The sequence below is a fragment of the Bradyrhizobium sp. SMVTL-02 genome, from assembly GCF_051853005.1.
GTDB lineage: Bacteria > Pseudomonadota > Alphaproteobacteria > Rhizobiales > Xanthobacteraceae > Bradyrhizobium.
The window spans coordinates 7,562,375-7,582,055 of record NZ_CP182469.1; the positions used below are offsets into that span (position 1 = coordinate 7,562,375).

18 protein-coding genes and 1 pseudogene are annotated in these 19,681 nt (G+C 65.0%); 5 read left to right on the forward strand and 14 right to left on the reverse strand.

Features of this window, described 5'->3' with window-relative positions; genetic code table 11:
* Nucleotides 1-32: 32 nt before the first annotated feature.
* Genes rnhA through ispH form a run of 3 tightly spaced genes read right to left on the reverse strand, consistent with a single transcriptional unit; the run spans nucleotide 33 to nucleotide 2,452 of the window.
* On the reverse strand, nucleotides 33-497 hold the full coding sequence (gene rnhA, locus ACNJYB_RS36275) for a ribonuclease HI (protein ID WP_439371427.1): 465 nt from the start codon (nucleotides 495-497) through the stop codon (nucleotides 33-35).
* Nucleotides 494-1,477 carry a homoserine kinase gene (locus ACNJYB_RS36280; protein WP_439371428.1) on the reverse strand — a complete coding sequence of 328 codons (984 nt, stop codon included), beginning with the start codon at nucleotides 1,475-1,477 and terminating at the stop codon, nucleotides 494-496. Before ACNJYB_RS36280 ends, rnhA begins: the two co-directional genes overlap by 4 nt.
* Before the next feature lie 6 nt (nucleotides 1,478-1,483).
* Nucleotides 1,484-2,452 (reverse strand): 4-hydroxy-3-methylbut-2-enyl diphosphate reductase, encoded by a 969-nt coding sequence (ispH, locus tag ACNJYB_RS36285; protein WP_439371429.1) that lies wholly within the window; start codon nucleotides 2,450-2,452, stop codon nucleotides 1,484-1,486.
* A 254-nt stretch (nucleotides 2,453-2,706) separates the two neighbouring features.
* On the opposite strand from ispH, the gene ACNJYB_RS36290 reads away from it, so the two are divergent.
* Complete coding sequence (locus ACNJYB_RS36290; protein WP_439371430.1) at nucleotides 2,707-3,399, forward strand: DUF1013 domain-containing protein; 693 nt, start codon at nucleotides 2,707-2,709, stop codon at nucleotides 3,397-3,399.
* A gap of 105 nt (nucleotides 3,400-3,504) precedes the next feature.
* Here the strand turns inward: ACNJYB_RS36290 and ACNJYB_RS36295 are convergent, their stop codons facing one another.
* From ACNJYB_RS36295 to ACNJYB_RS36310, 4 genes are all read right to left on the reverse strand, one after another.
* The gene (locus ACNJYB_RS36295; RefSeq protein WP_439375728.1) at nucleotides 3,505-3,771 is read right to left on the reverse strand and encodes a hypothetical protein; all 267 of its coding nucleotides are present in this window, start codon (nucleotides 3,769-3,771) and stop codon (nucleotides 3,505-3,507) included.
* 124 nt (nucleotides 3,772-3,895) lie between these two features.
* The gene (locus tag ACNJYB_RS36300) at nucleotides 3,896-5,806 is read right to left on the reverse strand and encodes a propionyl-CoA synthetase (RefSeq protein WP_439371431.1); all 1,911 of its coding nucleotides are present in this window, start codon (nucleotides 5,804-5,806) and stop codon (nucleotides 3,896-3,898) included.
* A gap of 240 nt (nucleotides 5,807-6,046) precedes the next feature.
* Nucleotides 6,047-7,429: a tetratricopeptide repeat protein gene (locus ACNJYB_RS36305; RefSeq protein WP_439371432.1), complete on the reverse strand. Its 1,383-nt coding sequence runs from the start codon at nucleotides 7,427-7,429 to the stop codon at nucleotides 6,047-6,049.
* 244 nt (nucleotides 7,430-7,673) lie between these two features.
* Nucleotides 7,674-8,438, reverse strand: coding sequence for a hypothetical protein (locus tag ACNJYB_RS36310; RefSeq protein WP_439371433.1), 765 nt, complete (start codon nucleotides 8,436-8,438; stop codon nucleotides 7,674-7,676).
* A 123-nt stretch (nucleotides 8,439-8,561) separates the two neighbouring features.
* On the opposite strand from ACNJYB_RS36310, the pseudogene ACNJYB_RS36315 reads away from it, so the two are divergent.
* Together ACNJYB_RS36315 and ACNJYB_RS36320 are read left to right on the forward strand one after the other, a co-directional pair.
* Nucleotides 8,562-10,105 (forward strand): annotated as a pseudogene (locus tag ACNJYB_RS36315) (cation:proton antiporter).
* A 221-nt stretch (nucleotides 10,106-10,326) separates the two neighbouring features.
* Entirely contained in the window at nucleotides 10,327-11,097 is a 771-nt protein-coding gene (locus ACNJYB_RS36320; protein ID WP_439371434.1) for a hypothetical protein, read from the forward strand.
* Nucleotides 11,098-11,273: 176 nt separating this feature from the next.
* Here ACNJYB_RS36320 and ACNJYB_RS36325 read toward each other — a convergent pair whose 3' ends face one another.
* From ACNJYB_RS36325 to ACNJYB_RS36345, 5 genes are all read right to left on the reverse strand, one after another.
* Nucleotides 11,274-12,080: an SDR family NAD(P)-dependent oxidoreductase gene (locus tag ACNJYB_RS36325; protein WP_439371435.1), complete on the reverse strand. Its 807-nt coding sequence runs from the start codon at nucleotides 12,078-12,080 to the stop codon at nucleotides 11,274-11,276.
* Nucleotides 12,081-12,098: 18 nt separating this feature from the next.
* Entirely contained in the window at nucleotides 12,099-12,512 is a 414-nt protein-coding gene (locus tag ACNJYB_RS36330) for a DUF1850 domain-containing protein (RefSeq protein ID WP_439371436.1), read from the reverse strand.
* Nucleotides 12,473-14,581, reverse strand: a complete 2,109-nt coding sequence (locus ACNJYB_RS36335; protein WP_439371437.1) for a TRAP transporter permease — start codon at nucleotides 14,579-14,581, stop codon at nucleotides 12,473-12,475. The genes ACNJYB_RS36330 and ACNJYB_RS36335 overlap by 40 nt, the downstream gene beginning before the upstream one ends.
* Nucleotides 14,582-14,689: 108 nt before the next feature.
* Nucleotides 14,690-15,640, reverse strand: coding sequence for a TAXI family TRAP transporter solute-binding subunit (locus ACNJYB_RS36340; protein ID WP_439371438.1), 951 nt, complete (start codon nucleotides 15,638-15,640; stop codon nucleotides 14,690-14,692).
* A 333-nt stretch (nucleotides 15,641-15,973) separates the two neighbouring features.
* Complete coding sequence (locus ACNJYB_RS36345; RefSeq protein ID WP_439371439.1) at nucleotides 15,974-16,453, reverse strand: hypothetical protein; 480 nt, start codon at nucleotides 16,451-16,453, stop codon at nucleotides 15,974-15,976.
* Between the two features lie 185 nt (nucleotides 16,454-16,638).
* On the opposite strand from ACNJYB_RS36345, the gene ACNJYB_RS36350 reads away from it, so the two are divergent.
* Nucleotides 16,639-16,941 (forward strand): hypothetical protein, encoded by a 303-nt coding sequence (locus ACNJYB_RS36350; RefSeq protein WP_439371440.1) that lies wholly within the window; start codon nucleotides 16,639-16,641, stop codon nucleotides 16,939-16,941.
* 146 nt (nucleotides 16,942-17,087) lie between these two features.
* Here the strand turns inward: ACNJYB_RS36350 and ACNJYB_RS36355 are convergent, their stop codons facing one another.
* Together ACNJYB_RS36355 and ACNJYB_RS36360 are read right to left on the reverse strand one after the other, a co-directional pair.
* Nucleotides 17,088-18,299: a hypothetical protein gene (locus tag ACNJYB_RS36355; protein WP_439371441.1), complete on the reverse strand. Its 1,212-nt coding sequence runs from the start codon at nucleotides 18,297-18,299 to the stop codon at nucleotides 17,088-17,090.
* Nucleotides 18,300-18,355: 56 nt separating this feature from the next.
* Nucleotides 18,356-18,985 carry an NUDIX hydrolase gene (locus tag ACNJYB_RS36360; protein WP_439371442.1) on the reverse strand — a complete coding sequence of 210 codons (630 nt, stop codon included), beginning with the start codon at nucleotides 18,983-18,985 and terminating at the stop codon, nucleotides 18,356-18,358.
* A 55-nt stretch (nucleotides 18,986-19,040) separates the two neighbouring features.
* On the opposite strand from ACNJYB_RS36360, the gene ACNJYB_RS36365 reads away from it, so the two are divergent.
* Nucleotides 19,041-19,481 carry a PaaI family thioesterase gene (locus ACNJYB_RS36365; RefSeq protein WP_439375729.1) on the forward strand — a complete coding sequence of 147 codons (441 nt, stop codon included), beginning with the start codon at nucleotides 19,041-19,043 and terminating at the stop codon, nucleotides 19,479-19,481.
* Nucleotides 19,482-19,681: the final 200 nt, after the last annotated feature.

A 19,681-nucleotide genomic window follows, 5' to 3' on the forward strand; every position in this document is an offset into this window, starting at 1 on the left:
CGATGACGGCACAAGCGAATGCGCCGCGCGGCCTACTCCGCCACACGGTGCTGCAACCGCGCCTTCGCGATCCCGTCGCGCGCCAGCTGATCGGCACGCTCGTTCTCGGGGTGACCGGCGTGGCCCTTGACCCAGTGCCAGCGCACCTCGTGCTGCTTCAAGGCGGCGTCGAGGCGCTGCCATAGCTCGACATTCTTCACCGGCTTCTTGTCGGCGGTGCGCCAGCCGTTGCGCTTCCAGCCGAAGATCCAGCCGGTGATGCCCTGCCGGACATACTGGCTGTCGGTGTAGAGATCGACCGTGCACGGCTTTTTCAACGCCTCGAGCGCTGAGATCGCCGCCATCAGCTCCATCTGGTTGTTGGTGGTGTGACGTTCACCGCCGTTCAGCTCTTTTTCCTTGTCGCCGAACTTCAGGATCGCGCCCCAGCCGCCGGGCCCCGGATTTCCCGAGCAGGCCCCATCCGTATAGATCGTGACGACCGGCTTTTCGCTCACGCGACCAATCCTGACGGCATCAGCCCGTAATCGCGCACGCTCGATACGCTCTGATGGAAGCGCAGCTTGCGGACATATTCCAAGGGATCCTTCGGCTTGACCAGCGCGCCGGGCGGCACGTTGAGCCAGTCCACCAGCCGCGTCAGCAGGAAGCGGATCGCAGCACCGCGCGCCAGCAGCGGCAGCGCCGTCTCTTCCGCCTCGGAGAGCTTGCGCACGCGGCCATAGGCATTGAGGAAGGCGCGCGCCTTGGTCACGTTGAAGGAGTGATCCGGCTCGAAGCACCAGGCGTTGAGGCAGATCGCGACGTCATAGGCCAGCATGTCGTTGCAGGCGAAGGTGAAGTCGATGATGCCGGAGAGCTTGTCGCCGAGGAAGAAGGCGTTGTCGTTGAAGAGGTCGGCGTGGATCACACCCTCGGGCAGGTTGGTCGGCCAGATCCCGCTCGCGAGATGATCGAGCTCGGCGGCGAGAAAGGCGCGCAGGCCGGGCTGCACCTCGTCGGCCCGGCTTGCCGCCGCGTCGAACAGCGGCCGCCAGCCCGCAACCGACAGCGCATTGGCACGCCGAACCGCGAAATTGGCGCCGGCCAGATGCATCCGCGCCAACCCATCGCCGACCCCGGCGCAATGGGTCGCGTTCGGCTTGCGCGGCCAGACGCCCTCGAGAAAGGTGATGATCGCGGCGGGCCGGCCCGACAATTCGCGCAGCGCCTCGCCGTCCCGTCCCTTCACCGGCAGCGGGCAATTGACGCCATGCTCGGCCAGATGCGTCATCAGCGCGAGGAAGAACGGCAGATCGTTCTTCGCCACGCGTTTCTCGTAGAGCGTGAGGATGAACGACCCCTGGCTGGTGTGCAGCAGGAAGTTGGAATTCTCGACGCCCTCGGCAATGCCCTTGTAGGATAGCAGTTCGCCGAGATCGTATTGCTTCAGGAAATCCGCAAGCTCGTCGGCGGCGACGTCGGTGTAGACCGCCATATGGGTCTACTCGGCGGCAGCTTCGGGGCGCACCTGACGCGGAAGCGGGAAGAACTCGTTCTCCTCCGCGGCCGAGACCGTCTCCACATGCAGGGTGTAGCGCTCGGCGAACGCGTCCATGATCTCCTCGACGATCACTTCCGGCGCGGAAGCGCCCGCGGTGATGCCGAGGCTCGTGATGTTGCCGAACTTGCCCCAGTCGATGTCGGCGGCGCGCTGCGCCAGCACCGCGATCCTGCAGCCCTCGCGCTCGGCGACCTCACGCAGGCGCTGCGAGTTCGACGAATTGGGAGCACCGACGACGATGAGCGCGTCCACCACCGGCGCCACCTTCTTCACCGCGAGCTGGCGGTTGGTGGTGGCGTAGCAGATGTCTTCCTTGTGCGGGCCGTTGATGTTCGGGAAGCGCTCCTTGAGCAGCGCGACGATCTCCGCGGTATCGTCGATCGACAGCGTGGTCTGGGTCACGAAGGCGAGGTTATCGGGGTCCTTCGGCCTGATGGTCTTGGCGTCCTCGGCGGTCTCGATCAGCGTCACGGCGCCGGGCGGAAGCTGGCCGAGCGTGCCGACCACCTCCGGATGATGGGAATGGCCGATCAGGAAGATCTCGCGGCCGCGCTTGAAGTGGATCGCGGCCTCGCGGTGCACCTTGGTCACCAGCGGGCAGGTCGCGTCCAGCGAAAACAGATTGCGGGACTGGGCGTCGGCCGGAACCGATTTCGGCACGCCATGGGCCGAGAACACCACCGGTGCGGTGGTATTCTCCGGGATTTCGGCCAGTTCCTCGACGAAGATGGCGCCCTTCTTCTTCAACCCATCGACGACGTACTTGTTGTGCACAATCTCGTGGCGAACATAGACGGGCGCGCCGTACTTATCGAGCGCCCGTTCCACGGTGTCGATCGCCCGGACCACCCCCGCACAGAAGCCGCGGGGAGAACAAAGCACGATCTTGAGGTCTGGTTTGGCTGACATTGGGCGATCTCGGGACCGAATCACCTCGCCAAATGGGGCGGGAAGCGGTCGGATGGATGAATAGGGCTTAGGTACGGGCTTACGGGACTGCAGAGGGAATTGGGCCCCCTTTCGGGCGCTGTCAAGGCACTATCTATAGCAGAACCATTGCGTGGCCAGCCCCTCCGGGCTTATATAGCGCGAATTCCCTGTCATCGCTGATGACCACCGGTTTCGCCTCCAGAGGGGTGGGCGAAGCACAAAGGAGATTTGCCATGAGCAACGCACCTCTGATGCCCAAGGCGACCGCCGTCTGGCTGCTCGATAACACCGCGCTGACCTTCGACCAGGTCGCCGATTTCACCAAGATGCACCCCCTCGAGGTGCGCGCCATCGCCGACGGCGACGCCGCCCAGGGCATCAAGGGCATGGATCCCCTCTCCAACGGCCAGCTGACCCGCGAAGAGATCGAGCGGGGTGAGAAGAACCCGGATTACCGGCTTCGCCTCCAGGAGAGCAAGGTGGTGCTGCCGCCGCAGCCCAAGCGCAAGGGCCCGCGCTACACCCCGGTCTCACGCCGCCACGAGCGTCCGAGCGCGATCCTCTGGCTGCTGCGCAGCCATCCCGAACTCAAGGACGCCCAGATCATGCGCCTGGTCGGCACCACCAAGAGCACCATCGCCAGCGTGCGCGACCGCACCCACTGGAACACCTCCCAGCTGACCCCGATCGATCCCGTCACCCTTGGCCTCTGCTCGCAGATCGAGCTCGATTTCGAAGTGCAGCGCGCGGCGAAGGAAAAGCCGATCGACGCGGCCTATGGCGGCGCCACCCTGCTGCCGGCCTCCGAGACCACCCGCAAGGACGAATACGAGCCGGCGGAAAAGTCCAGCGACGACCTCAACGTCGACGCCGTGTTCGCCAAGCTGAAGACGCTCGGCGGCAAGAAGCAGGACGAAGAAGAGTAAGGCTCCGCTCTTCGTTCGCGATCGAACAAAATCAAAATGCGGCAGGAAAACCTGCCGCATTTTTGTTTGGTCGGCAATGCATCCGGGCTACGGACCGAACTGCGCCTACGGCCGCACCGGATTGTTCAGCATGTATTCGCCGAGGTCGCGCTGACGGCGGTCGGCGCGCGCGGCGGCAGCGTTGCGCTGGACGTCGCGGTCCTTGCGGCAGGCCACGTATTCCGGCGAGCCCTGGGCGTAGCCGCGGCTCTGGCACACCGCGTCGTCATCGTCGCCGCCCATCGCCACCGGCGTCTGGTAGCGCGCCGAGCAGGCGGAGAGAGCGATGGCGAGCAGGGAGATGGCCCCGTACTGCGCGAGCTTGGCTAACATTGTCGGTCCTGTCTCATTCGTCATTGCCGGGCTTGACCCGGCAATCCATCGAAATCAAGGCAATTGATTGCTCATTGATGGATGGCTGGGTCAAGCCCGGGCATGACGATCGAAGAGCAAGACCTCACACCCTTCCCTTCAGCGCCTCGCCGATCTCGTCCAGCACCTTGGGATCCTCGATCGTCGCCGGCATGGTCCACGCCTCGCCGTCGGCGATCTTCTTGATGGTGCCGCGCAGGATCTTGCCGGAGCGCGTCTTGGGCAGTCGGCCCACGGTGATGGCGAGCTTGAAGGCGGCGACCGGACCGAGCTTGTCGCGCACCAGCGCGATGATCTCCTTCTCGATCTCGGCAGGGGCGCGCTTCACGCCGGCCTTGAGCACCAGGAAGCCGCAGGGCACCTCGCCCTTGATCGCGTCCTTGACGCCGAGCACGGCGCATTCGGCGACATCGGGATGCGAGGCCAGGATCTCCTCCATGCCGCCGGTCGACAGGCGGTGGCCGGCGACATTGATGATGTCGTCGGTGCGGCCCATGACGAAGACATAGCCGTCCTCGTCCTTGTAGCCGGCGTCGGAAGTTTTGTAGTAGCCGGGGAATTCGCTCAAATAAGCTTCCTTGAAGCGCGCGTCCTGATTCCACAGCGTCGGCAGGCAGCCCGGCGGCATCGGCAGTTTTATCACGATCGAGCCCATGGTGTTCGCAGGCACCGGCTTCGCTGCCTCATCCACCACGTCGACCTGGTAGCCCGGCATCGGCACCGTCGGCGAGCCGTGCTTCACCGACAGCATTCCGAGGCCCACCGGATTGCCGGCGATGCACCATCCGGTCTCGGTCTGCCACCAATGGTCGATGACGGGCACCTTCAGCTGCTGCTCCGCCCATTCCACCGTCGGCGGATCGGCGCGCTCGCCGGCGAGGAACAGCGTGCGGAATTTGGACAGGTCATATTGCCTGATGAACTTCCCGTCCGGATCCTCTTTCCGGATCGCCCGGAACGCGGTGGGCGCGGTGAACAAGGCGACCGCCTTGTGCTCGCTGATGACCCGCCAGAACGCGCCGGCATCGGGCGTGCCGACCGGCTTGCCCTCGTACATGATCGAGGTCGCGCCATGCAGCAGCGGGCCATAGATGATGTAGCTGTGGCCAACCACCCAGCCGATGTCGGAGCCGCACCACCAGACTTCGCCCGGCTTGACGCCATAGAGGTTGAACATCGACCATTTCACCGCAACGAGATGGCCACCATTGTCGCGCACGACGCCCTTGGGAATGCCCGTCGTGCCCGAGGTGTAGAGGATATAGAGCGGATCGGTCGCGGCCACGGGAACGCAAGGGGCCTTCTTGCCGTCGTTGATCGCCTTGCGGCGCAGGCTCGCCCAATCATAGTCGCGGCCGGGCGTGAGATCGCAGGTGAACTGCGGACGCTGCAGCACGATGCAGGCCTTCGGCTTGCTGCCGGCAAGCTTGATCGCCTCGTCGAGCAGCGGCTTGTACTGCACGATGCGGCCGGGCTCGATGCCGCAGCTCGCCGACAGGATCAGCTTGGGCTGCGCATCGTCGATGCGGGTGGCGAGCTCCTTCGCGGCAAAGCCGCCGAACACCACGGAGTGCACCGCGCCGATGCGTGCGCAGGCGAGCATGGCGACCACCGCCTCCGGCACCATCGGCATGTAGAGGATGACGCGGTCGCCCTTGGCGACGCCGAAATCCTGCATGATGGCGCCAAGCGCCTGCACCTCGCCGAGCAGCTCGGCATAGGTCAGTTTGGTGATCGAGTTCGTGAGCGGCGAATCGTGGATCAGCGCGACCTGGTCGGCGCGGTCGCGTTCGACATGGCGGTCGAGCGCGTTGTAGCAGGTGTTGACGACGCCGCCGGCGAACCAGCGGCCATAGGGTCCCTGCGAGGCATCGAAGATCTTTTTCGGCGGCTCGATCCAGTCGATCTCCCTGGCCGCCTCGCCCCAGAAGCCCTCGGGATCGGCCAGCGAGCGCGCATGGACCTCATGATAACGACTCTTTCCCTGGACGTTCATTCCCGCGCTCCCGTTCCCTTTATGGCCTGGCCCTGACCCTTGTGGCAGGACAGGCGTCCCGCCATGACCAGGATCAATCGCCGGCCTTGTTTGGGGGCTATTTTCCCGGGAACGGGCCGCGGTTCAAGCCGAAAAGGATGGTGTCCTTCCCCTCTCCCCGCTTGCGGGGAGAGGGTCGGGGTGAGGGGAAGTCTCCCCGGAGACGGCAGCAGTTGGACTCGCGGAGACTCGAACCCCGCCTCAGCTCTCGATCGCGTTCAGCTTCCGCAGCCGCTCCTGCATGACCTTCTTCAGATCGTAGCCGGGACGACGGAAGCTTGCACCGCGCGTGACGAGGAAATCGCGCTGGGACTTGCGCAGGCCCTCCGCAGAGCGCTTGCTCGCGGATTTCAGCACGCGCTCGTAGGCCTCGGCGATCTGGCGGTCGAGCACGCCGAGGTGCGGATCGGCGCAGATCACCTTCTCGACCTCGCGCTTGGCGGAGGCGCAGTCGAACGATGGGTCGCTGGCAGCGGCGTTCAGCACACGGGCCGGCTCGCCGCCGAATTTTGCGATCTCGGCGATCATCGCGCGGCGGCCGTTGAGCGCGTTCTCATTGGCGGGATCGAGCCGCAACGTCGCCTCGTAGTCGGCCAGCGCCTTCTTGCGCTCGCCCATCTTCTTGTAGAGCACGGCGCGGTTGTTGTAGGTCTTGGCAAAATCCGGATCGAGTTTCAGCGCGTCATTGTAGTCCGACAGCGCAGCACCGAGCTCGCCCTTGAACTGGTAGGAGTCGCCGCGGTTGGTCAGGAAGTTCACCCGCTGCTCGAGACGGATCGCCTGATCGTAATCGGCGATCGCCTTGTCGTACTCCTTCATGGCGGCATAGGTGAGACCGCGATTGTCGAAATACTCCGGCACCTTCGGATCGAGCCGGATCGCCTCGCTGTCGTCTGCGATCGCCTTGTCGAGCTCGCCGAGCTTCTTGTAGGCGGCGCCACGATTGGTGTAACTGCGCGCCCGGTTCGGATTGAGCCGCAGCGCCTCACTGAGGTCAGCGACGGCCTTGTCGTAGTCACCGCGCAGATAGAAAGTCGCGCCGCGGTCCGACCAGGCCTGGGCGGAGTCCGGCTTCAGCTTGATGGCCTGATCGTAGTCTGCAATGGCGCGGTCGAAGCGATGCTGGTTGGTGTAGACGACGCCGCGCAGCTCGTAGGATTCCGCATCCTGTGGATCGATCTCGATCGCCTTGGTCAGATCTGCCGCCGCCCGGTTGAGGTCACCGCCGGCCTCACGCAAGAGGTCGCCGCGCACGCGCCAGGCCCTTGCGTTCTTGCCGTCGAGCGCGATGGCGCGGTCTAGATCGCTCAGCGCCTGCGACTGGCCTCCGGAGGTTCGCGCATTGGCTTCGGCGCGAGCGACGAGGGCCATGGAGCGTTCAGACGCCGGATTTGCCGTCTGGTCGATGATGGCGCCGCACGCGGAGATCAGTTCCGCGGTAGCAGCCTTGCTGCCCGGCACGCAATCCGTGCCGGCAGAAGCCGGACCGATCAGGGTCAGGCCCATAGCCGCACCGAGGAAGAAGGCGCGGAGCCAGATATTGTCAAACGGGGGCATTTGCGCGGAAGAATGCGTGCCGCACATCGTGAAGGCTCCGTGACATCAGGTTTTCACCATTGTCGCGGCGGGTGAGGATTGGGTTCAATTCACGCCGTAAGGGGCGCACGAGCGCCTGCGCTCCCTCGTCCGCTTGCGGGGAGAGGGCTGGGGTGAGGGGGGCTCTCCCCAAACGAGGTGGCAGCTGGATTCGCGGAGACTCCCCTCACCCGGAATTCGCGCTTCGCTCGCATTCCGGCCTCTCCCCGCACGCGGGCAGAGGCGAAGATCCTCAATACCCGTCCACCCCGTTGATCTGTTGCAGCCTGTCCTGCATCGCCTTCTTCAGATCATAGCCCGGCCGGCCGTATCCGGTGTTCCTGCGCGCGATGAAATCGTCCTGCTCGCGCTGGATCTTCCGCGCCTCCGCCGGGCTCTGGGCCTCGCGGACGGCGCGCAGATGCGAGCCATAGATCTCGCGGTCGAGATCGGCGAGCTCGCGGTTGCCGCAGATCGCCTTCTCCACGGCGCGGCCTGCGCGCGCGCAGTTGAAGCTGGGCCTGCCCGCGACCGCCATCTGCGCGCCGATGCGCTCGAGCTCTCGCGCCATCGCCTTGTGATTGGCCTTGGCCTTCTCGTGGTTCGGATCGATCTTGAGCGCGGCGCCGAAGTCCTGCACCGCCCTCGGCCTGTCGCCCTTCTTCAGCCAGAGTTCGCCGCGCGCGTTGAAGATGTCGGCGAGCGTGGGGTCGAGCAGAAGAGCGCGGCTGTCGTCGGCAATCGCACGTTCGATCTGGTCGTGCCGCGCATGGAGCGCGCCGCGCGCGATCAGCGCTCTGACCAGGTCCGCCTTCGCCGCCTTCTCGTTGTCGATCACGGCGGCGCAGGCGGAATTCGCCTTGTCGATGTCGTCGGCCGCGGTGGCCGCGAGGCAAGCCGCGATATCGACCTGCGTGACAGCCGCCGGCTCGCCGCCGGTCGCGGCATGGACCGCGCCGATCGGAAGCGCCGAGAGCGCTGCGGCAGCCGACCATTGGACGAGTTTTTGAAAACGCATGCTTGTTGCAGTCGGAAGTCTTGCTTCACTCTTGCCTTGGGACTCTTGCCTTGGGGCCGCGTTATCCATCATACGGCCGGATTGGTGCTAGCTTGTGGCACCAAATCGGTCTCGGGGACTATCGTGTCGACATTCGAATGGATCATCGCCCTGCTGCTTGGCGCCGTTGCCTTATCGGCGCTGGCGCGGCGGATCAAGGTCCCCTACCCGACCTTTCTCGCCATCGGCGGCGCCCTGATCGCTTTCGTTCCGAACAGTCCGAGCTGGGCGCTGGAGCCGGACCTCGCATTGGCGCTTTTTGTCGCACCGGTCCTGCTCGATGCCGCTTTCGACACCTCGCTGCGCGACCTGCGCCACAACTGGGTTCCGGTCTCCACCCTGGTCGTCGCCGCCGTCGGCCTGACCACGGCGGGCGTCGCCTTCGTCGCGCACCGGTTGACGCCCGACATGCCATGGGCCGCCGCGGTTGCGCTCGGCGCCATCGTGGCGCCGCCGGATGCGGCTGCCGCGGTCGCGATCCTGAGCCAGGTGAAGCTGCCCCATCGCATGGTGAAGGTGCTGGAGGGCGAAAGCCTGCTCAACGATGCGAGCGCGCTCCTGATCTACCGCATCGCGGTCGGCGCGGTCGCAACCGAGCATCTGACATGGAGCCAGGTCGCGCCGACCATGGCCCTGGCGCTGGTCGGCAGCGTCATCGCCGGCCTGCTCGCAGCCCGCCTCATTGCGCCCGTCATGGAGCGCGTGACGGAAGCCCCGAGCGCGATCATCGTTCAGTTCGCCACCACCTTCATGATCTGGATCGGTGCCGAGCATCTCGGCCTGTCCGGCATCCTCACCATCGTGATCTACGCCATTTCCCTCGCGCGCACAGCGCCGGCGCGCATCCCGGCCCGCCTGCGAGTACCGTCCTATGCGGTGTGGGAGACGATGGTGTTCGTGCTCAACGTGCTGGCCTTCATGCTGATCGGCATGCAGATGCGGCCGATCTGGACACGGCTCGATGCCGACGTGCGCTGGGAATATTGCGTGGCTGCGGCCTGGATCCTGCTCACGGTGGTCCTGGTCCGGCTGTTCTGGGTGACGTTCTATCGCACGACGTTGCGCGTGCTGATGCGCACAACCTGTACCATCCCAGGGATCCGAAGCAGGTGGCCTCGCCGAAAGGCGGCCTCATCATCTCCTGGTGCGGCATGCGCGGCCTCGTCACGCTCGCCACCGCGTTCGCGCTGCCGGAGAATTTTCCCTATCGCGACTTCATCGTCTTCATCGCCTTTGCCGTTGTGCTGGGGTCGCTCATCATCCAGGGTCTGACGCTGCGGCCGCTGATCCTCACCCTCGACCTCAAGGACGACGATCCCGTCGGCATCGAGGTCGCGCGCGGTCGCGCGGTCGCCTATCGCGCGGCGCTCGATGCAATCGAGAGCGATCCGTCGGAGGAAGCGGAAATCCTGCGGCTCGAATATCGAGCCATCCTGATGCAGACCGAGACCGATCCGAACGGCGGCATCGCCAACGGCGAATTGCCCGCCGATCCCCTGCGCCGCCGCGCCATCGAGGCCGCGCGCAAATCCATCTTCGACCTTCGTGCCACCGAGGTGATCGGCGACGACGCGTTCCACCGGCTCGAGGAGGAGCTCGACCGCGCAGAACTGAGCGCTGGCGGTTAACCTCCGCTGTCGTCCCGGACAAGCGCGCCTAAAGCGCGCGCAGATCCGGGACCCATGGCCCACGAAATCATGCTTGTCGAAGACTCGGAGTTGCCAGCGAGCGATACAACTACCTCTTGCGATTATGGGTCCCGGATCTGCGCTTACGCTTGTCCGGGACGACACCGGACGGTGCACGGGGGGACTTTGAACCAAACACCGTCTCTCCAGACTCATCCCTGATGACAACCCTGATCGACGACCGTCGTGTACGCGCGCGTGATGCGTCGCCTGCACGATATTTTTATTTCCACATGGCCCTGGCCTGCGCGGCGACGGCCTTTCTCGGTTTCGCACCGACCTATTGGATGCCGCTCGTCCACCGGACATTCTCCGCAAGCCCGGTGATTCATTTCCACGGATTGTTGTTCTTCACATGGTCTCTCTATTTCGTGCTCCAGACCTGGCTCGCGGGCTCGGGCCGCGTGGTCAATCACCGCTCGGTCGGCATCGTCGGCGTGTCGATCGCGACCGCAATGACGATCTTCGGCTTCCTCGCCTCGGTGACGTCAATGAAGCACGCGGCCGCGCTCGGACAGACCGACGCGGGCATCTCGTTCTCGATCGTGCCGATGAGCGGGATTGCGTTCTTCGCAATCGTCTTCGTGCTCGCCGTCATGAACACACGCAAGCCCGAGATTCACAAGCGCCTGATGCTGCTCGCCGCAGTCTCGATCCTCGACGCCGCGATCGCGCGCTGGTTCCTCACCTTCCTCGCGCCTCCTGGACCGCCCGGCCCGCCGCCGGTGCCCGTGACGATCGCGCCGGCCGTGGTTGCGTCGCTCCTGCTCGTCGTCGCCATGGTGCGCGACTGGCGCGCGGAGGGCCGGGTTCATCCGGTCTACATTTACGGCACGCTCGCGCTGCTGGCGGTGAAGGTGCTGAACTGGCCGATCAGCGAGACAACCGCGTGGCACGCCTTTGCCGGCGGGGTTCTGGCGCTGGCGCAGTAACTCTGTAGCGGCAACGCCAAAGTGACCCCGTCACCCTGAGGTGGCCGCTTCTTCAGCAGCCCTCGAAGGGCGACGGCCCGGCTACATCGGGGCCGTTCATCCTTCGAGGCTCCCCGCGCGCGACGCTCTGCACCGCGCGCTTCGCACCTCAGGATGACGGAGTTGGTTGAAGTGCGTTATGCCCCCGCCTTGCAGGTAATCCCGCCGTCCACCACCAGCTCGATCCCCGTCACGTATTTCGACTCGTCCGACGCCAAAAACAGCGCGGCGTTGGCGACGTCGAAGGCGTCGCCCATGTGGCCCATCGGCACCTGGGCGTCGCGCGCGCGCCACATCGCTTCGACATCGCCCTTGGCGTAGCTGGCCGCAAGGCCCGCGGAGTGTTCGACCATCGGCGTCTTCATCAGGCCGGGCAGGATCGCGTTGACGCGCACATGATGGCGCGCGAACTCGATCGCCGTGGTGCGCGTCATCTGGTTCATCGCCGCCTTGGAGGTGCCGTAGGTGACGTAGGAGATGCCCATGTGGCGGATCGAGGCGATCGAGGAGATGTTGATGATTGAGCCGCCGCCCTGCTTCACCATCACGGGAATGACGTGCTTCATGGCGAAATAGGCACTCTTGAGGTTGACGCTGAAGACGCGGTCCCAGCTTTCCTCGGTGACCTCGACCACGCTGCCCATCTCGGCGATGCCGACATTGTTGTCGAGCACGTCGATGCGGCCATAGGCCTTCAGGCACGCCGCGACCATGGCCTCGATCTCGGCAGGACGCGAGACGTCGGCCGTGAACGCCGTCGCCTTGCCGCCTTCGCCGGTGATGATCTTCGCGGTCTCCTCGGCAGCAGTGCCGTCGCGGTCGACGCAAAACACCTGCGCGCCCTCGCGCGCAAAGGTCACCGCGGTCGCCTTGCCGTTGCCCCAGCCCGGTCCGATCGAGCCGGCCCCCACCACCATCGCAACCTTGCCCTTGAGCCGATCCATCGCGTGTCTCCCTTATTTCTATCGTTGTTCGCAGATGCTCATTCTGGTGACGTTAGCACCGATCGGATGCCCGACAATCTCCGACAACGTCCGGCACGCCCCCTCATGACAAAGCCGCCATTCCCCGGCCGCGCCGGAATTGCCGAGCACCACTTCCGGCATCGGCGCGCGGTTCGGTTGCCATTGAAACCAGCCATCGACCAGCCGCGCCTCGGCCGGCGGCTCCATGCCGGGGCCGGTGCCCTTGACCCGGGCCTGCACCAGTTCGAGGCCGGCGGGCGTCAGGCACCAGTCCTCCTGCCACTCGACCTTCGCGATCGAATGCGTCCATGCGAGCGTGAACGCGGACAGCGCCAGCGCCTTTACACCGCCGGCTGTTGCCAGGCAGAGGTTCACACCGCCTCGACCGGCGCCGGCGGCCGCTGCCGCCATTGCCACAGCGCGAGCGCGGCGGACAGCACGAAGCCCACGGTGTCGCTGACGGCGAAGTCGCCGAGCAGGCAGAACGCGGCGCCGAGCGCGACGAGGCGTTCGAGCAGCGTCAGCCGCGTGAACAGGAAACCGATCGCGACCATGCCGAACAGGCCGATCGCCACCAGCGCCTTGACGGTCGCGAGCGCCACCGCGCCGTAGAAGCCGAGCTTTGCCGCCATGGGATCGCCGGCTTGCAGCATCAACGCCGGCGAATAGACGAAGATGAAGGGTATGACGTAACCGGCGAGCGCGATGCGCATCGCCTCCCAGCCGATCTTGTCCGGATTCTCCTTTGCGATCGGCGCCGCCGCTAGGGCGGCGAGCGCCACCGGCGGCGAGAGGTCGGCCATGATGCCGTAGTAGAACGCGAACATGTGGCTCGCGATCAAGGGCACGCCGAGCTTGGCGAGGGCCGGCGCGGCAAGCGCGGCGGTGATGATGTAAGTCGGGATGGTCGGGATGCCGGTGCCGAGCAGGATCGACAGCAGCATGGTCATGACCAGCGCCAGGAACAGGCTCTTCTCGCCAAGCCCGATCACCCAGCTGCCGAAGATGGTGCCGACGCCGGTCTGCGACATCATGCCGATGATGACGCCGACGATGGCGCAGGCCATGCCGACGGTGATGGCGGATTTTGCGCTCTCGGCCAGCGCATCGCGGCACTCACGCAAGGCCTTGAAGCCGCCGCGGATGAAGGCGGTGATCACAATCAGGCCAACGACGACGCTCGCCACCGGCACGATCTGGAGGCCGTCACGCGACAGCGCGGCAACGACCAGCGCGAGGCCGATCCAGAAGACATATCGTACCACCATCGAGGAGGCGCCCGTCGTGATGGCGGTGCCCAGGATCAGCGTCACCGTGAGCGCGAGGCCCATGCTGCCCGCATAGAGCGGCGTGAAGCCTTCGAACAGCATGTAGACGAGCGCTGCGAGCGGCAGCACGAGATACCAGCGCGTCACCAGCGCTTTCCAGGCGCTCGGGATCTCCGAGCGCTTCATGCCGACGAGACCATGCTTGCCGGCTTCCAGATGCACCATCCAGAACGCGGAGGCGAAATAGAGGATCGCGGGAATCGCGGCGGCCTTGACGATCTCCGAATATTGGACGCCGAGCGTCTCCGCCATGATGAAGGCGACCGCGCCCATCACCGGCGGCATGATCTGGCCGCCCATCGAGGCGGTGGCTTCGACGCCGGCGGCGAAGGCGCGGCGATAGCCGAACTTGATCATCAGGGGAATGGTGAACTGGCCGACGGTGACGACGTTGGCGACACCCGAGCCGGAGATCGTGCCCATCATGCCCGAAGCGAACACCGCGACCTTGGCCGGTCCGCCGCGGGTGCGGCCGAACAGGCCGAGCGAGACGTCGGTGAAGAGCTGGATCATGCCGGCGCGCTCCAGGAACGAGCCGAACAGGATGAACAGGAAGATGTAGGTCGCCGAGACGTAGATCGGCACGCCGTAGAAGCCTTCAGTGCCGAACGACAGATGCGTGACGATTTGATCGAAATCATAGCCGCGATGGTTCAGCGGCGACGGAAGGTATTGCCCGAAGAACCAGTAGAGCAGGCAGGCGCCGCACATCAGCGGCAGCGCCGCGCCCATCAGGCGCCGCGTCCCCTCGAAGATCAGCACGGCGAGCAGCGTGCCCACCGCAAGGTCGAGCTTCGTCGGATCGCCGTCACGCGCGATCAGATCGGCGTAGAAGATCCATTGGTAGAGACCGCAGAAGAAGCCGGCGGCGCCGATCACCCATCCCAGCGCGCGGCCGAAATTGCTCTTCGCCGTGAAATTGGCGATCAGGCCGAAGGTGAGCAGAACGAGGAAGCCGACATGGACGCCGCGCACCACTTGGCTCGGCAGATAGTTGAAGGCCGCGACGTAGAGCTGGAAGGTCGCAAAGGCGATGCCGATCCAGTAGGCGAGCGTGCCCCACCAGCCCGGGCCAAAACCTTCCGGAAATCCGTGCTCGAAATTGTCGAACTCGACCTTGATGGGCTCTTGAGTGCCCTCAGCCTGCAACATCGATATGTCCCCGCGCCCTGAATACGTCATGCCCGGGCTTTACCCGGGCATCCATCGACAGACGACTCTTTGAGGATGGATGGCCGGTCAAGCCTGGCCATGACACCTTTATTGCTTGATCAGCCCTTTTTCCTTGTAATAGCGGATCGCGCCAGGATGCAGCGGAACCGGACTGCCGATGGCGGCCGTCTCGAGCTTGATCTCCTTGCCGGCCGCGTGCGCATTCTGCAGTTCCGGCAGCGACTCGTAGACCAGTTTGGTCATCTGATAGGCGAGGTCGTCGGAGACGGCGGAGCTGGTCACGAGATAATTGACCACGGCCGCGGTCGGCACGTCCTTGTCCTGCCCGGTATAGGTGTTGGCGGGAATGGTCGCAGAGATGAAGGGCGGGCCGATCTTGTCGACGGTCTCCTTCGGCACCGACACTACCGTGATCGGGCTCGAGGTCGAGAGATCCTTCAGCGAGGCGACGCCGAGGCCGGCCGATTGCAGCGTCGCACCCAGCTGGCGGTTCTTCATGAGGTCGACCGATTCGGCAAACGGAAGGTATTCGACCTTGCCGAGATCCTTGTAGCTCATGCCGGCGGCGGCCAGGATGGCGCGGGAGTTCAGCTCGGTGCCGGACTTCGGCGCGCCGACCGACAGGCTCTTGCCCTTGAGGTCCGCGAGCGTCTTGATGCCGCTCTCTGCCGTGGCGACGATCTGGATGTAGTTCGGATAGATCGCGCCGATGGTCCGGAGCTTGTCGAGCTTGGTCTTGAAGCCCGCCTCCTCCTCGCCGTCCCAGGCCGCTTTCAGCGAGTCACCGAGCGTGAACGCCAGCTCGCCGCGGCCCTGCTGCAGCAGGATCAAATTCTCGACCGACGCCTTGGTGGCCTGCACCTGGGTCTTCACGTTCGGAATCTTGTCGCCGTAGATCTTCCCGATCGCGACCCCGAGCGGATAGTAGACCCCGGAGGTGCCGCCGGTCAGCACATTGATGAAGGATTGCGCCTGCGCGCAAGGTGCCGACGCCGCCAGAGCAAGAGCCGCGGCCACGCCGAAGAACGTCCGTTTCATGATTTCCGTACTCCCCAAACCGGCGGCGAAATTGGCCGGACGTGGGATGCGGGTCAACCCATCCGAAAGGCAAAACAGGACTGCGGTAAACAGTCGTTCCGGCTGGACTTTGGGGAACCGGGCGGGTGCGGCGAGGTGGCGCAGCCGCCCGCAGCACATCCTCGAGACGCCCGCTTAACGGCGGGCCGCCCTCAGGATGAGGACGGAGTGCGTGGCAACAATTTCCACAAGCAAAGTTGCCGCCCAGCCTCCTGCCGAGGAGACCGCGGTGCGGTCGTCTCGAGGCGCACGCACAGGCCCCCGCAAGCGGAGAGGGAGTGCACCGTCAAACGGTTACTGGAACGTCATGTCCAGGCACTTGGAGATGTCGGAGCCGAGCCCGGAGGAGATGATGATGCAGCCGCGCACTTTCTGCGCGGTGACGTCGGCGGCCCAAACCGAGTAGCCGCCGGGACCGAAAAAGGAGTTGGTGTTCGGCGGCTCGGTCTCGGTGGCGTCGAAATCGTACTTGCCGTCGGTCTCGAAGATGCGCGGCTTCTTGGTGCAGCCGCCGTCGGTCTGGACGTTGATGACCTCCTTGTTGTCCCGGGTCAGCGCCAGCGAAACCTGGCAGCGGAAATATTCCGAGGTCCTGGTGTTGAAGAGATAGGTGTAGGACTTGCAGGTCGCCGTGTTGAGCTTGCCCGGAGCAAGGCCGCGGCTGCAGGAAATCCGCTGGTTGTGGCTGAGCTGGTAGTCGTCGGCCTGGGCAGGCGGCGCCAGCGCCGTCAGCGACAATGCAGCAGCCCAGCAAAGTTTGATCACATGGCGCATCCGAATCATCCCCACCAATATTTTTGTCGAATTGCGTTCTAGACGGAAAGCGGAACATAGTCGCGAGGGGACGAAGGGAAAATCACAAACCGCTGGGCGAGACGTGATGCGCCGCGGCGCTTTCGCGAATTGACCCGGAAATACCGTTCGTGATTTGTTCAAAAGGACATCCCGAGGATGGAAGCATGGCATTTTCACTGAAGACATTTGCAATCGCAGCCGCGCTCGCGGCACTCGCAGCTCCCGCATGGGCGCAATCTCAGCCGACGCCCTGGGAGCTCAAGCCCGACACGGGCTACGCCTATGACAAGGACGGCAAGACCTATTCCTACAAGATGGGCACCAGCAATGCCGGCGAGCTCTTGAAGGGCGCCAAGAAGGTGCCCAGGGGCACGCTGTTCTTCATCGGCCACAACGGCCAGCTCTACATGCGCAGCGGCCCGTATCTGGAAGGCGACGGCAAGTTCAAGTTCGGGCCGGATCAGTAGGAGCCGCCGTCACGGTGCGCTCCCTCGCCCGTTCTCTCTCCACGCATGAGATTGTCGAGGCACCTGTAACCCTCACCCGGACTGCATCTGACGATGCAATCCGGACTCTCCCCGCAAGTGGGGAGAGGTGAAGAAAGCGGCAGCGCCTAAAACGCCGCCGCCAATTCCCTGGCGCCGGGTTTGCTGCTGTTCGAGTCCATCCGATCATCGGTCACCGCAAGCAGCTTCGCCACCGTGTTGTGGCGGATTGCGACCGGGTTGCGCTCGTAGCCGCCGCGCTGGAAGAAGTTCGAGGTCGGCACCTGCTCGCGCATGGCCTGCGGCATAGTCACCATGTCGAGACCGGTGCCGTCGCCGGTGAGGTTCATCATCTCGAGCTCGGCCGCGGTGAGCGGGCGCGTGTAGCCCTTGGCGCGTGCGAACAGCACCGAGGTGAGCAGCTTGTGGGTCTGCAGCATCGGCCCGACGTCGACGTCCAGCACCATGGCGTGCATGGCCCAGCCCTGCGCGGTGTTGCCGATCTTCTCGTGCTCCGACCAGGTGTCGGGCACCGACTTGGCATGCGCCACCATCTTCTTGAGCACCGCGAGCTTGTACTCGAGCGCCTGGCGCGCAGGCCCCGACGTCCGCGCCACCTTGTCGGAGAGCGCACGGATGAATTCGTGACCCTGCTCGGCGAGCAGCTCGACACTGTTGGTGGTGAGCAGCTGGTTGTAGCCGATAGCCGTCGAGATCGCGCGCTTGCCGCCATGCTCGATGCCGGCCTGCACGTCGTAGCTGCCGGTGCCGCCGGTCTCGAATGAATAGACCCGCACCGCCTGCTCGCGCGTCAACCCGGAGGCCAGCGCATAGCGCGCATAGGCGCGCTTGAACTCGACCTCGCTGGATGGCCGCTGCGGCGTGAACTGGTAGAGATCCTGCGCCGCGCGCAGCAAGTCCGCAACGACGGGAATCGGCTTCTTGGTCGGTCGATCCGGCGTTTCCTCCGGCTCCGGGTCCACCGGACGCTTCGGCCCGGTATAAACAGGCGGATGCTCCAGCACGTAATCGTCGAGCGTGATCTGCTGCCCGCTGCGCCGCTTGGCGTTGCGGCCTTTCCGCTTCTCGGAGATCTGGCTCCAATAGGCCCCGGCCTCCTCGTCGAAGGCCGCGCGCGCGGCCTGATATTCCTGCAGCTTGCGGCGATATTCGAGCACGGCGGGCGAGGCGCCACCTTGCGCGAAGAACTGCGACAGCAGCTGGGCCCTGGCGTTGCTGATGGAAGGCGGCAGCGCGTCGGCCTCGCCACGCGCGGCGGGCGCGAGCAGAACGAGCGCGAATGGAACCGCAATCAGGCTTTTTCGAATCGATTGATGCATGCTGCCCTCTTAGCAGGCATCCGGTAACCGTCACGTTAACGTGCCGTTTACCATCGTCACTTCCAGGCGAACACCGGCTGTTCCAGCTCGGCCACGCGGGTCTGCCGCCCCGCCAGCACCTCGCGGAACTGGTAGATCAGCGCCGCCGTCGGCGCGTGGATCAGGCTCGCCTGGTGGTGGAAGCGGATCACCCGGCGGCTGCTTTCGGGGATCGCGACGAAGTCGAAGGCGTCATCGCGCTCGATCGTCGCGAGCGCGATGCGGTGTACCGAGGCGACCTCATCGGGGTTCGGTTGGATCGCAGCGCTGCCTGCGGCCCAGACCACGACCGGGGTGATCAAATAGCCGGAGCGGGTCGGATAGTCATCGAGCGTGCCGAGCACGTCAGTGCCGGTGAGGCGAAGGCCGAGCTCCTCGTCGAGCTCGCGCAGCGCCGCCTCGACCGGCGTCTCGCCGGCATCGCAGCGCCCGCCGGGCAGCGCCCATTGGCCGCGATGGGCGCGCAAGCGCGACGTGCGCAGCGTGAGCAGGAACGCGGTGTCGTCGCCCTCGCCCGCCGCGGTCAGTGCGACCGCCACCGCGGCGCGCTTCAGCGCCGGCGCCGCATCGTCTTCCGGCAACCGCGTGAAGGCCGCGCAGGCAGCCGCGATATTCCGCCGTGTGGCATCGTCGAACGGTCTCATCATGCTTGACTACACCACGTCCGGCCCCGATGAAATGAGAACGAAAGCTCGCACGGGAATGGACGACGAGATGACCAACAAGGCCGCCGCCGCAAGGCTCAAATCAGAGGGCTGGAGCATCCTGGAGACCACGGGCTTCATGCACCTGATCGGCCCGTTGTGGGAGCGCAGGGTCGACGGCCAATACGAATTCGCACTCGCCACCGAAGACAAGCACCACAACCGCCGCGGCATGGTCCAGGGCGGCGTCATGATGACCTTCGCCGACCGCACCTGCGGCATGACCGCCCGCTACACGTCCGGCAAGGAATTCATGGCGACGGTGCAGCTCGACACCCATTTCGTCGAAGCCGGCCAGATCGGCGACATCCTGATCTCCCGCCCGCGCGTGGTGCGCTCGACCCGCAGCCTGATCTTCATGAGCACCGAGGTGACGGTGGACGACCGCTGCATCGTGATGGCGAATGGCGTGTTCAAGATTCTTAAGGGGCCGAGGTAGAGAGGTTGCCACTATCGCAGCCACATACTCCCGTCATCCGGTGAAGGCCGGGACGACGCCGAGGAGATACCGCGCCGCCTCCAACCTCGTCATTGCGAGCGCCAGAAATCTCTCCGCGGATGCATCTCTGGATTGCTTCGCTGCGCTCGCAATGACGGCGGTGGCTGGCTATGCTGCCCTCCATCAAAATATCAAGGACT

Coding starts and splice junctions, on each gene's coding strand:
- ACNJYB_RS36280 (WP_439371428.1), bottom strand. CDS start 1,477: ATGGCGGTCTACACCGACGTCGCCGCCGACGAGCTTGCGGATTTCCTG.
- ispH (WP_439371429.1), bottom strand. CDS start 2,452: ATGTCAGCCAAACCAGACCTCAAGATCGTGCTTTGTTCTCCCCGCGGC.
- ACNJYB_RS36290 (WP_439371430.1), top strand. CDS start 2,707: ATGAGCAACGCACCTCTGATGCCCAAGGCGACCGCCGTCTGGCTGCTC.
- ACNJYB_RS36295 (WP_439375728.1), bottom strand. CDS start 3,771: ATGTTAGCCAAGCTCGCGCAGTACGGGGCCATCTCCCTGCTCGCCATC.
- ACNJYB_RS36300 (WP_439371431.1), bottom strand. CDS start 5,806: ATGAACGTCCAGGGAAAGAGTCGTTATCATGAGGTCCATGCGCGCTCG.
- ACNJYB_RS36305 (WP_439371432.1), bottom strand. CDS start 7,429: ATGTGCGGCACGCATTCTTCCGCGCAAATGCCCCCGTTTGACAATATC.
- ACNJYB_RS36310 (WP_439371433.1), bottom strand. CDS start 8,438: ATGCGTTTTCAAAAACTCGTCCAATGGTCGGCTGCCGCAGCGCTCTCG.
- ACNJYB_RS36320 (WP_439371434.1), top strand. CDS start 10,327: ATGACAACCCTGATCGACGACCGTCGTGTACGCGCGCGTGATGCGTCG.
- ACNJYB_RS36325 (WP_439371435.1), bottom strand. CDS start 12,080: ATGGATCGGCTCAAGGGCAAGGTTGCGATGGTGGTGGGGGCCGGCTCG.
- ACNJYB_RS36330 (WP_439371436.1), bottom strand. CDS start 12,512: ATGGCGGCAGCGGCCGCCGGCGCCGGTCGAGGCGGTGTGAACCTCTGC.
- ACNJYB_RS36335 (WP_439371437.1), bottom strand. CDS start 14,581: ATGTTGCAGGCTGAGGGCACTCAAGAGCCCATCAAGGTCGAGTTCGAC.
- ACNJYB_RS36340 (WP_439371438.1), bottom strand. CDS start 15,640: ATGAAACGGACGTTCTTCGGCGTGGCCGCGGCTCTTGCTCTGGCGGCG.
- ACNJYB_RS36345 (WP_439371439.1), bottom strand. CDS start 16,453: ATGCGCCATGTGATCAAACTTTGCTGGGCTGCTGCATTGTCGCTGACG.
- ACNJYB_RS36350 (WP_439371440.1), top strand. CDS start 16,639: ATGGCATTTTCACTGAAGACATTTGCAATCGCAGCCGCGCTCGCGGCA.
- ACNJYB_RS36355 (WP_439371441.1), bottom strand. CDS start 18,299: ATGCATCAATCGATTCGAAAAAGCCTGATTGCGGTTCCATTCGCGCTC.
- ACNJYB_RS36360 (WP_439371442.1), bottom strand. CDS start 18,985: ATGATGAGACCGTTCGACGATGCCACACGGCGGAATATCGCGGCTGCC.
- ACNJYB_RS36365 (WP_439375729.1), top strand. CDS start 19,041: ATGGACGACGAGATGACCAACAAGGCCGCCGCCGCAAGGCTCAAATCA.